This window comes from Sphaerospermopsis kisseleviana CS-549 (assembly GCF_028329225.1).
Taxonomy (GTDB): domain Bacteria; phylum Cyanobacteriota; class Cyanobacteriia; order Cyanobacteriales; family Nostocaceae; genus Sphaerospermopsis; species Sphaerospermopsis kisseleviana.
The window spans coordinates 1-12,202 of record NZ_JAQMTI010000170.1 but is presented as its reverse complement, the minus strand read 5'-3'; the positions used below and the strand labels follow the sequence as shown (position 1 = coordinate 12,202).

10 protein-coding genes are annotated in these 12,202 nt (G+C 37.9%); 5 read left to right on the top strand and 5 right to left on the bottom strand.

Annotated features, from left to right (window positions below; all coding sequences use genetic code 11):
• Window positions 1–227: 227 nt before the first annotated feature.
• Together PN497_RS14080 and ppk1 are read right to left on the bottom strand one after the other, a co-directional pair.
• Window positions 228–638 carry a response regulator gene (locus tag PN497_RS14080; protein ID WP_096572760.1) on the bottom strand — a complete coding sequence of 137 codons (411 nt, stop codon included), beginning with the start codon at window positions 636–638 and terminating at the stop codon, window positions 228–230.
• 373 nt (window positions 639–1,011) lie between these two features.
• On the bottom strand, window positions 1,012–3,177 hold the full coding sequence (gene ppk1, locus PN497_RS14075) for a polyphosphate kinase 1 (RefSeq protein WP_096570225.1): 2,166 nt from the start codon (window positions 3,175–3,177) through the stop codon (window positions 1,012–1,014).
• Window positions 3,178–3,381: 204 nt separating this feature from the next.
• Between ppk1 and PN497_RS14070 the strand changes: the two genes are divergently transcribed.
• The 3 genes from PN497_RS14070 to PN497_RS14060 all read left to right on the top strand — a co-directional run bounded on the left by PN497_RS14070 (window position 3,382) and on the right by PN497_RS14060 (window position 7,023).
• Complete coding sequence (locus tag PN497_RS14070; protein ID WP_096570223.1) at window positions 3,382–4,755, top strand: sensor histidine kinase; 1,374 nt, start codon at window positions 3,382–3,384, stop codon at window positions 4,753–4,755.
• An 841-nt stretch (window positions 4,756–5,596) separates the two neighbouring features.
• Complete coding sequence (locus tag PN497_RS25780) at window positions 5,597–6,067, top strand: DUF2267 domain-containing protein (RefSeq protein WP_307722546.1); 471 nt, start codon at window positions 5,597–5,599, stop codon at window positions 6,065–6,067.
• 191 nt (window positions 6,068–6,258) lie between these two features.
• Window positions 6,259–7,023, top strand: coding sequence for a hypothetical protein (locus tag PN497_RS14060; protein ID WP_096570219.1), 765 nt, complete (start codon window positions 6,259–6,261; stop codon window positions 7,021–7,023).
• A gap of 182 nt (window positions 7,024–7,205) precedes the next feature.
• Here PN497_RS14060 and PN497_RS14055 read toward each other — a convergent pair whose 3' ends face one another.
• Window positions 7,206–7,829: an RNA polymerase subunit sigma-70 gene (locus tag PN497_RS14055; protein ID WP_096570217.1), complete on the bottom strand. Its 624-nt coding sequence runs from the start codon at window positions 7,827–7,829 to the stop codon at window positions 7,206–7,208.
• Between the two features lie 298 nt (window positions 7,830–8,127).
• Here PN497_RS14055 and PN497_RS14050 point away from each other — a divergent pair, with 298 nt between their 5' ends.
• Entirely contained in the window at window positions 8,128–8,724 is a 597-nt protein-coding gene (locus PN497_RS14050; RefSeq protein WP_096570215.1) for a glyoxalase-like domain protein, read from the top strand.
• A gap of 457 nt (window positions 8,725–9,181) precedes the next feature.
• Here PN497_RS14050 and PN497_RS14045 read toward each other — a convergent pair whose 3' ends face one another.
• A complete protein-coding gene (locus PN497_RS14045; protein WP_096570213.1) occupies window positions 9,182–9,619 on the bottom strand; it encodes a hypothetical protein in 438 nt (145 codons plus the stop codon).
• A 253-nt stretch (window positions 9,620–9,872) separates the two neighbouring features.
• Between PN497_RS14045 and PN497_RS14040 the strand changes: the two genes are divergently transcribed.
• On the top strand, window positions 9,873–10,814 hold the full coding sequence (locus tag PN497_RS14040) for an AAA family ATPase (protein WP_096570212.1): 942 nt from the start codon (window positions 9,873–9,875) through the stop codon (window positions 10,812–10,814).
• 364 nt (window positions 10,815–11,178) lie between these two features.
• Here the strand turns inward: PN497_RS14040 and PN497_RS14035 are convergent, their stop codons facing one another.
• Window positions 11,179–12,135 (bottom strand): M48 family metallopeptidase, encoded by a 957-nt coding sequence (locus tag PN497_RS14035; protein WP_096570210.1) that lies wholly within the window; start codon window positions 12,133–12,135, stop codon window positions 11,179–11,181.
• Window positions 12,136–12,202: the final 67 nt, after the last annotated feature.

Here is a 12,202-nt window from a genome sequence, read left to right as displayed (position 1 = left end):
TCTTTGCCATCTCTTGAAATCCCAAAAAATGCACACTTTTTCCGGTATACCCTTCAAAACCCTTGCACTTTTTTCCTGTTTATCAGCCTCTAACCTTTGATATATCAAGGTTTTAGGTTTATTCAGCAAACCCTAATTAATCTAAAATAAGCAAAATCAAAATATACGTCGGCAACCGTAATTTTCCGGTACAGCCGACAATCTTGATTTTCCTAAAAAAATCTTCACTAACCCATCACTGAATTGTTGATAGCACGCTGGCCTAGTTGTCTAACCAAAGCGATGAGTTCTGTTGTGGGTACATCTTTTTTGCAAACTTCATCAAAACTGGGCATTGCCTTTGTTTGTTGCAAGTGTGCATCATCTATTGATGAATAAGCCAGGATTTGAGTATTTGGAGATATAGATTTAATATAACCGGAAGCACGCCAACCATCCATAACTGGCATATGTAAATCTAGCACAATTACGTCAGGGTGGGAACGTTTGACCATTTCTATAGCTTCTTGACCATTACTAGCTAAACCTACAACTTGCATATTCTCTTGAGCAGAAAAAGCGAACTGTAGGGTTAAACGAGTTAGTTCATGATCATCAACCAATAGAACGCGCAAGGAAAAAGACTCACAGGACAACATTACCATTCCCGGAAACTGAAAATTATATACAAGAGTATCTATAGTGTATGGGAGTAAGTGCCTGTCTTAACTCTATCCTACGGATGAATAACGGGTGTTTGTGTATAAAGAAATGATTAAGTTTTGCGGTAGGAGTCGGGAGTTATTAATTTTGGATTTTGGATTTTGGATTTTGGATTTTGGATTTTGGATTGTTTTTGTTACAGCAATTTTGGAGTAAATGAGGTATACCAATTTTGGAGGATAGTTTTAAAACTTGAAGTTCAATCGGTTACTGTACCTCATCAACCTCGAAACTGCTGTATCTCCCATCTAAAATCTAAAATCTAAAATCTAAAATCTAAAATTGTCTTCCCCAGTCCCCAGTCCCTGTTTATGTGGTGTGTGTAGAACGTAAAGCCATAGACATGAGAATTTTTTGAGAATTAGCTTCTTGAGAATCATCATAGGGTCGTCTTTGGATATAAGTACCATCAGCTTGTAAATCCCAAGCTTGACGATTATCTGCTAACATAATTCCCAGAATTTCTTGCAAATCTTTAGCAATTTCTGGATCTCTAATAGGTGTGATAACTTCGACTCGACGATCTAAATTACGACGCATCCAGTCAGCACTGCCGATATATATTTCTTCTTGATTATTGTTGTAGAAGTAAAAAATGCGGGAGTGTTCTAAAAAGCGACCGATAATGCTGATAATGCGAATATTTTCACTGATGTCTTTGAGTCCTGGACGCAAGCAACATATACCCCGGACTATCAAATCAATTTGTACGCCAGCACGGGAAGCATTGTATAGGGCAGTAATAATTTCCGGATCGACGAGGGAATTCATTTTAGCAACAATGCGCCCGGAAAATCCATTTTGGACATTTTCCATTTCTCGGTTAATTAGTTCGAGAAAGCGATCGCGCATATTCACAGGTGCAACTAATATTTCTCGATAGGTTTTTTGGCGAGAATATCCTGTTAAGAAGTTAAACACATCTGTTAAATCAGCGCCCAATTCTTCCCGACAACTCAACAATCCCAAATCTGTATATAGTCGTGCTGTTTTTGGGTTGTAATTTCCTGTCCCAATATGTACATAACGACGCATCCGAGCTTTTTCTCGGCGCACTACCATGACAATTTTGCTATGGGTTTTTAGACCGACTAAACCATAAACAACGTGAACACCAACTCTTTCTAAACGTCTAGCCCAGTAAATATTATTTTCCTCATCAAACCGGGCTTTTAATTCTACTAATACAGAAACTTGTTTACCATTTTCTGCGGCGGCAATTAAAGCATTAACAATAGGTGAATCCCCGGAAGTCCGGTAAAGCGTCATTTTGATAGCTAATACTTGAGGGTCCCAGGCAGCGTGGGTAATAAAACGCTCCACTGTGCCGGAAAATGATTGATAGGGATGATGTACCAGTAAGTCTTTTTCCCGAATTACCGCAAAAAAATCTTTTCCTTCTTCTACGTCTAATACATCTGGGTCTATACTGGGTTCTCTGAGGCGTTGCAAGCGGGAAGGAACAACGGACTGACGTGGGGGATCTTTCAGTTCTGGCAATGGTAAAGCCATAAAATACATTAAGTCTCGCAGTCCTAATAAACCATCTACGGCATAAATGTCATTTTCGCTTAATTCCAAATCTTGCAATAACCGAGAACGTAAAACTTCTGGTGTTTGGGATTGAATTTCTAGCCTAACTGGTGTTCCCCCCATACGACGTTTACGCAATTCTTGTTCAATAGCTAATAATAAATCATCGGCTTCGTCTTCTTCGAGTTCTAGATCAGCATCCCGTGTAATGCGGAAGGGGTGATATTCCTGAATATTCATCCCTGGAAACAGGTATTCTAGATTGTGGGCGATCGCCTGTTCCAATGGTACACCGATCCAGTTAGCGGTTTTTCCGTTGTTGTCAATTCCTAACTCTGATGGTAAAGGTATAAATCGCGGTAAAACATTAGGAACTTTAACTCTGGCAAAAAATTCTTCTTCTGTTTCTGGGTTTTTCACCACCACAGCTAAATTTAAGCTGAGATTAGAAATGTAGGGAAAAGGATGACTAGGATCAACCGCTAAAGGAGTCAGTACGGGAAAGATTTGTTCTTTAAAGTAGTTATCTAAATAATTTCGCTGTTTTTCATTCATTTCTATATATTTCAGAATATGAATACCATGATTGGCTAACAGCGGTTGTAAAACTTGTTCAAATTGTTCGTTCTGTTTTTTTACCAACGGGTTCAGGTGCAACCTAATTTCATCTAGTTGTTGTTCGGGTGTCCGTCCATCAGGAGTTAAGGAGTTTACTTTAGCGTCTACCTGTTGCTTTAATGCTGCAACTCGCACCATAAAGAACTCATCTAAGTTAGAACTAAAAATAGCCAAAAATTTCAACCGTTCCAGTAGTGGGGTGCGCTGATCACAAGCCTCGTGTAATACTCTACTATTAAACTCTAACCAGCTTAATTCGCGGTTGATATAGTATTTTGAATCATTCAGGTTAATGCTAGGGGCAGTCTTTTTAGATTTTGGCATAATTGATTACGGGCTAGTAGATGTCACGCAGAAGGCACGAGGTAAGAGGTAAGAGTTAATATTTAGATGTAGTAGTTAATTAATCTAACTAATATATTAATTTTTGGTTAAGAGATATTTAAAAATGGGGAAATATAGAAGTTGTAAGTTGGACGAAAACAAACTGTTCTATTCCCTATTCCCTATTCCCTATTCCCTAGTGTAATGTTTCAAGCTACTCGTCGCCGTCTTGCTCTTTGGTACACTGCTGTTACTGCTATCTTACTACTCTTGTTTGCCACTGGGGTATATTTATATGTCCGCAGCACTCTGATAGAAAGAATTGATGATACCCTAAATCATGTGGTGGAAGTGGTAGAGCGTTCTTTAGTCATTGAACCCGTTAATGTACAACCTGATGAACTCCGTGTCAATGTAGAAGCGAGTTTTCGGAATAATGCTGATACAGCGGAAGATGATCATATTGACCTAGAATGGTTTAGTCCCACTGGTGAATTACGGTGGTCAACTTTTTCCGAAGCTTTAAATATTCCTATTCATAGCAATACCGGTGAAACTGTGCGTCTAGTGGGGATGGGGGGATGGGGAGACTCAGAACTGTTATTGCGACAAGTTACCCATCGGGTAGAGGTGGGAAGACAGGTTTTAGGTTATCTGCGTGTGAGTCATCCTTGGTTTGAAGTGACTAAACCCAGTCGTCAGTTAATTTTTGATTTGGGTTTGGGTACTGGGTTGATGGTGCTTTCGGTAGCTGCTAGTGGTTGGTTTTTGTCTGGTAAAGCGATGGAACCTGTGGGGGAGTCTTACCAACGGTTAAAACAATTTACAGCTGATGCTTCCCATGAACTCAGAAGTCCGATCGCTTTAATTCAAACTAATGTACAAGTGGCGTTGGCTGATTTAGACTTAGAATCTAGTAGTATTTCTCATTATCGTCAACAGTTAAAATTAGTAGAAAGATTAACTCAGCGTTTGGGTAGGTTGGTGAATGATTTATTATTTCTTGCACGACAAGATAGTGGTATTGGTGCAGTTTTATTTTCACCTTGTCCTGTGGATGCTTTGTTAATAGAAGTGGTGGAAGAACAACAACTTTTAGCTACAGACAAGGAAATTTATCTAACTTTGAATTTAGTTGATCCGCCAGGGGAAATTGACCCAGAATTACAGGAAAATTGGTTTACTGTGATGGGTAACTGGGATGAACTGGTAAGGTTATTTACAAATTTAATTGGTAATGCTTTGCAATATACTCCAACTCAAGGAAAGGTACAGGTGGAGTTAGGGCGAGTTGCGGGAATGCGTTATGGTTTTACTTGTTTACAAATTAAAATCAGTGATACGGGAATTGGTATTCCTAGTGAGTCTTTACCACGATTGTTTGATAGATTTTATCGTGTAGATCCAGCGCGTTCTCATCAAAGTCGGGAAATAAGGGAAAATAGCACTGGTTCAGGTTTGGGTTTAGCGATCGCTCAAGCTATTGTGGAACATCATCAAGGACAAATTCAAGTGGAAAGTGTTGTTGGTAAAGGTACTACTTTTATTGTCACTTTACCCATCTCTCTGGAGTATTAAATATAATTCAGTAGGGGCAAACCCCCTGTGGTTGCCCTCAAGAGTCGGTAGAAGTCGGGGATCTGGATATTAGGTATGACATTTTTTACGGTTGAGTTACTTATTTATGCAACATTTGTTTCTTGTGATAGATGAAGAAAGCTAGTTGCATAATTTAATATGAGAATAGCATTTACCAAGCTAGTGAGGTACAAAGTTTTTTATGTTAGGGAATTGGGAATTGGGAATTGGGAATTGAGAATTGAGAATTGAGAACAGTAAATAAATTAGAGTGTACCTCATGAGACTGGGAAACGCTATATCTATAGGAATAATATTTGAATTTTGAACAAAAATCCGTACACATCACTAATTAAATTTTGAATTTTGATTTCATTGATAGATTGGAATGTCTATTAATATTGATTAAAAATTGGTTCTATATAGAATATAGGAGGATTAAATGCCAATTTATATCAGAGAAGATGTCACTTACAATTTACTCAAAAAAATCAACGCAACTGGTCAGGGAATGCACGAAATACATTTTAATCAAGATGATTTTCCTGGACATAGAATCACAATTGCTGACTTTTTAGGACATTTAGATTATTTAAATCAAAAGCATTATATCAATGCTGAGTTTACAGGTAATGCTTACGCAACTCAAGAAGATGTTCCTGATTTAATTCATCCCCAGGAATTTGATTTGCGAATTGCTAATACTCTGGGCGCACCGGATGGACCATTACCACATTTGATTACTTTCAAAAAAGCAGAAATGACGGAAAAAGGTCAGAAACTATTAGAGAAATTAGAAGATAATAAACCAAAAGTATCAAATGGAAAACCAGCAGTTGCTATTGCTGATAAAAATCTACCTTTTTTAGAAAAGGTGATGGTTAAAAGTGGGGTGACAGATATTTTTGATGCAAGAGATTTAACAGAAGTTGTATTTCGGGTAATGCGGGATTTAATGAATACTGAAACTGCTGACAGAGTAGAAGTAGAACTGCATGAACCAGCAGAAATAACTAAAGATAAATCCCTGCAATTAGAAATTGCTGATTTATGGCATGATACAAATCCAATTGTGGCATTTTTAAGCCGCATACGTCCACCTTTACAACCGATAGGAATGTTTAAAGGAATTGATAGCGATCGCTTTTTATTTAGAATTGCAAATGAAGGTGGAATGCCACCAAATGTAGAAGTAGAACAAGTAATTAAAGCTGTATTTTCTGCCACAAAAGACGAATTATCACCAGAAATAATTCAAGAAATTTCCATCTGGTTGCCTGATAAAATTCGCCAACTTTGGGAAGAAGGTTAATTAGGTAATTGGTGATGGGTAATTGGTGATGGGTAATTGGTGATGGGTAATTGGTAATTGGTAATTGGTGAAAGTGGTAGAGGGAAGAGGGGATATAAATCTACAATCTAAAATCTACAATCTAAAATCTACAATCTAAAATCCAAAATCCAAAATCCAAAATCTCAAATCAAATTACAGGAGTAAGAGGAATGAATTTTGCCAAAAATACTCAATTAGTTGGGACTGTTTGTGGTAGTTTACTGATTGGTTTATCAGTTATTCCTCAAGTTGGAATGGCACAACAAATGTCACCAAAACCGACTTCTAAAGTGAATCCTTGTCCGGGTATTTTCTACGAAGAACCACATAATTATAGGGTATTAGTTCCCGCAGGATGTCCCCCTAATGCTTTAACTCTCAGACTCATGCAACTAGGGATAATACCAATTCCTGTTATCCCATTACCTTACCAAAGAGGTTTAGGTGTTGGAGGTGAAGCACCATCACCACTTAATCCCAATCCTACTATTTTTAATGAACCGCCTTATAATCTTTACCAGCGGGGGTATATACCGGGAAGTGATACGCAACAACAACCAACTCCTCCCATTTCCGGTAGGGTGTTACAACCACCTGCACCAGAACAAAGACAAGAACCCAGCACCAGAATTGATTTAGCAAATGGTAAAGCAAATATCCAATTAATTAATAATACAAGGACAGATATAACTTATCAAGTAATTGGTGATACAGAACCACGTACATTAGCAGGTAAATCAGATGTCACCCTTCGCGGTTTGAATACACCTGTCACAGTGACATTTCAAAGACAAGATGGAGGACTTTTGATGGTGACACCTAAACCTGGTGAAGAAACAGGAATTTTAGAAGTGACATTAAAAGAAACAACTGATGTCAACCAGGATAGAAGTGTAATGAGAATTGAATCAAATGGATCAGTGTTTTTGAATTAGTTATTAGTTATTAGTTATTAGTCATTTTTATCCTGACTCCTGTACGGGCATTCGCGAAGCGTGCTGGAAGCATCAGCATTCGGGCGATAAATTATCAATGATTATTAAGTGCAAAAATCTGATTGTGAAAATCCTGATGATCACGAGCTATACCCAAGCGACGACGGATAGCATCTTCAGCTTTAAGCAGTATCTTCATCTAAGTAAATAGCGTGAATATCAGCTGGTAATTTGTCTTCTAGCATACGATAACCTTCTTGAAGCAAATTGGCTACTTGTTGAGGAGAAATTTTTTCACCTTCAGCTTGTAAGTAAGCAGAAATGCGAGTTTCACTCCAATGGAAAGTTTGCGCCATTAAGACAATCAAGCGCAATAATGGCGGTACTTGATCTAATGCCTGTTCTATATAACACCATAACGGGGGTGACGTGTCTTTAAGTGAATAATGAATAGCCTCCGTTGGTGGTAGTTTCATTTCATTAATACAAAAAGCTGTAATGTTGATTAACCAGTTTTGCAGAGTTAATACTTCTTCCCCTGTTTCTGGGTTAGTTAAATATAGTCCACCGAGTTCATAATATATATGTCGCCAAGTCAGCGCAAATAGATAATCTGCCTGGACAGGCGATCGCGCCGAATGTTGAATCAAAGTATAGACTATAGGGCTATAACGGCAAAAAATAGCAGTAAAGTATTTGCCATGATCAGGATAGCGCCTCAACAAAGTCAGCAGTTCTTGATCACTGTGATGAAACAGCGACTTCACCAGCGGATGGTTAGCTTCAGGAAAGGATGGTATTTGCACAAGCGTTTTAGTAAATGGTTGTTAAAATATACATAGTCAAGGTTAGTAAACAGTCATGGGTAATTGGTGATTGGTGATTGGTAATAAAATTTTGGATTTTGGATTTTGGATTTTGGATTTTGGATTTTGGATTTTGGATTGTATTTCATGAACTCCAATCTAAAATCTAAAATCTAAAATCTAAAATCTTGTCCCAGTCCCCAGTCGCCTATTCCTGAGATAAACTAAAAAAATGGCTATATGCTAGTCTTTATTGACGATACTAAAAGCCGCTCCTTTATACAATCTTCATTTATTCATGGTTATAGCAGCTAATTTGATACCTATCTTGCATAGTTCCTTGACTTTAGCTTCTTTCTTACCTTCCTTGCCTTTGGATAGCCTTTTCTCTACCCAAGGCATTATGATTATGCTGTTGGCGGCTTATGCTGGTGCAATGTGGATGTTTCTTACCAGCGCCCCAAAAGTTTATACTGTGATGGTTTCAGATTTGGAAATTGCCCGACAACTCTATGAAGGTTTGCTAGATTTGCCCGCTGCGGAAGTACCTTTGCACTATTACTACAACTACGAACAAACTATTGGTGCAACCGGGATTGATCCGCTTTATATGTCTTCTAGTCCCAGTTGGTCTAATAAAACCATGACTAATGGCAGTGATGGACTATGGTATCAATTAAAGAAAAATACTCAACTGCACATTATTACTGGTGCGAGTTTAGGAACTAAAAATCAAGAGCGTCATGTTTGTTTTGACCGTGATTGTTTGGAGTTGATTTTAATGCGGGTGGAAGTGCGGGGTTTGAAGTTTAAAATTCGCAATCAAAAACCTTTGAATTTTTTGGTGAAGGACTATGAAGGCCGTGTGATTGAAATGGCTGAAGTTACTGGTTAGTTAGGGTTTGCTGAAAAAGTTATCTGTGAAGGACCAGTGACAGATGCTACGCCACGGTGACAGTTTCAAGAGTTGGATAGGAACTATTTTTTCTTTAAGTAGGAATTAAGTGCAAGGTTTTTCAGTTGCCACCTCATAAAAGCTTGCACTTTTTGAAAGCACTTCGGCTTACTTCGACTTACTTCGACTGCGCTCAGTACAAGTCGCTCAGTACAAGTCGCTCAGTACAAGTCAAAATAGCTAAAACCCTTTACCTTGTAGGGGCGAAGCATTCGGGTGATAACCTATCGCTGAAACCATTAGACCTGTCCGAATGCTTCGCCCTTACGATTAATCAATCGGTGTTCTACTTTCGTTATTTTTTGCGTAAGTCCTGAAATAAAAGAAGTCGGAGGACTGCTGAATAAGGGGTATCTAAATATTTTACTTTACTAAATTCAAGGGAATTGCTATAAACTTATTGACGACGGTCAAGTAAAGCATGATGGGAAAAAATTCCCTGCAATTTCAAATTAGTAAAATCCATAATTGCATTAATTAAATCCCTTTGCTCTGAGCTTAAATTAACCGCTTCTATTGCTTCGTTAAGGTTACTACCATGATGTAAATGATAGGCAAGTTGTTTCTGTTGTTCAACATCTAAAACTACCAGAATTTCCTTGTTGCGTCTTTGACGGACAGCTTGCAGTTTTTGACGTTCCTGGGGAGTTAAATCATTTTCGGAAACAGTAATAGTATCTTTAGTATTTTCGCTAAATGCAGTGAAAATGACTTGAGGAGAAATAGATGAACTAGATGAACTATCAGCAGAAGCTATAGTAATTTCTGGTAATAACAAAGCTAAAAAAACAACAAGCACTAACGCTAATAACCGTTTTGTCAATTGAATATTCATGTTGAGAACAACCTAAATCAAATTTAAGACTGGAGAATAAGTCATACTCTCACAATTTTCCTACGTTTAGGGACAGAGATTGAAAACCCGGTGAAATTTTACCAATTACCTATATTTTTTCTCTATGACTAAATTCAGAAATTGATAATAAAGAAATATATATAAGAGGTATTAGAATTACATTCTTTTATATTTCCCAACTTGACGCTATCATCAAAGTCATTATCAAAAGTCATGATCAGAGGTGATAGTCATGAGTGAACAGGTATTAGAAAAAACCGCAATCAACAATAACCTTACTGAAGAAAGAGAAATTGATTTAGAGACTGCTTTCCGGGAATCTCAAGTACAAGACATTCTTGATAAATTAGATCAGGAATTAGTCGGTTTAAATTCCGTCAAAACCAAGATTAAAGAAATGGCGGCCTTGTTGTTGGTTGACCGTATCCGTAAAAGTCTGGGTTTAGATGCCGGTGCGCCTAGTTTACACATGACCTTTTTAGGCAATCCAGGCATGGGTAAAACTACTGTAGCTATGCGGATGGCGGAAATTCTCTATCGTTTAGAATACATCCGCAAAGAAAGCGTAATTTTAGTCACGAGAGATGATTTAGTTGGCCAAGGTATTGGACAAACCGCACCCAAAACCAGAGAAGTGTTAAATAATGCAATGGGTGGTGTTTTGTTAATTGATGAAGCTTATACTTTATATCGTCCTGATCATCCCGGAGATTTCGGTTTAGAAGCCATTGAAATTTTGATGCAGGTAATGGAAAATCAGCGAGATGATTTAGTTGTCATTCTTGCTGGTTATAAAACTCAAATGGAGCATTTTTTTCATAGTAATCCAGGAATGAATTCCCGGATTGGGTTACACATTGAGTTTAATGATTATAGTGTTGATAATTTGATGATTATCGCTCAATCTATAGTCAAAAATCAGAACTATTGTTTTAGTTCAGAAGCAGAAACAGCTTTCCGTGAATATTTAATTAGACGGAAGAATATGCCCCATTTTGCTAATGCTCGTAGTGTGAGAAATGCTATAGACAGGGCGCGTTTGCGTCAAGCTAATCGTTTATTGAGTAGTGGCAAAAAATTAAATAAACAAGATTTAATTACCATTGAAGCGGTTGATATTCTCGCTAGTCGGGTATTTAGAGAAGGTGTTCCTGACTGCGAACCAGAAAGTTAGTGACTGGGGACTGGGGACTGGGACAAGATTTTAGATTTTAGATTTTAGATTTTAGAGGTTGTTTGAAAAGTATTAGATGAAACCGATAATCTCTAGAAACCTAACCCCCCTTCCCCCCTTCCCTGCAAGGGAATGGGGGTTTCAAAGCCTCTCCCCGCGTCGGGGAGAGGTTTGGAGAGGGGTTTATTTATACATTAAAAACTTTTCAAACATCCTATTAGATTGGAGTTCATGAAATACAATCCAAAATCCAAAATCCAAAATCCAAAATCCAAAATCCAAAATCCAAAATCCAAAATCCAAAATCCAAAATTTTATTACCAATCACCAATTACCCATTACCCATTACCCATTACCCATTACCTCACTTTCTCATTTTGTCAATTTCTTTTTGTAATTCTTCAATTTGTTTTCTTAATGTTTCTGCTTCATCTTCAGGTGTTTCAACTTTAACATTTACTGCACCTTCTGATGGGGTTGTTTGATAGTTACCTTGCTTGATTTGCTGATATTCTTCTGATACTGCCCAAGTGCGTAAATAATGCACTCTATCTACAGGAAAAGGATGACTCATCATCATTCCTTGAGCGCCATTATACATGAGAAATTTATATACTTGATTGAGTCTATTATCATCTAGTGTTTGATATTTTTCTGACTGCTGAACAAATTCTTGTAAACTACATTCATGGGCATATTTATTACTACCGCCTGATATTTTCATCATGGTTGAGATGACTGTATTGAGGTCATCCATGACTAATAATGCGGCGCGATCTGCGGATAATTCGGCTTTACGTCGCCATTCAAAAAAGGCAAAAATTAAAGCTTGAGTGACTAAATTTCCCAAACCAAAGGTTAATTCGCCAATGGTAGAAGCGGCGCTCATTGCCCACATCGCCATTTGAATTAAAATAGTATGACCACATTTAATATGCCCCAGTTCATGGGCTAATACTGTCCTAATTTCGGCTTCATTGAGTAAGTCGAGTATACCAGTGTTAACTACTATGTAAGGATTTTCTTGCCCTAGTGCGTAGCTGTTGGCTTGGGGGTTTTGTGAAATAAATAGTGCTGGTTCTGGGTAAATATCCAAATCCCGTACACATTCGCGAAACATCTGGTAAATAGTGGAATATTGGCGTGGTCCAACTTGGATATTATTGCCCATTAAATAAATTAATTGCGGACGTTCATAGACAAATTCCACAAATTTACGAGCGATTAAATCAAAGCCCGGTAAACTGCGTAAAGCTTCCTCGGCTTGGCGATCTAGTGGATGTCTGAAGGCTTCGCTGGAAATTCCTTTGTAAGTTGGCATAATGTAAAGATGTTAGTGAATGGTGATTAGGGACTGGGGACTGGTGACTGGGGACTGGGGACTGGTG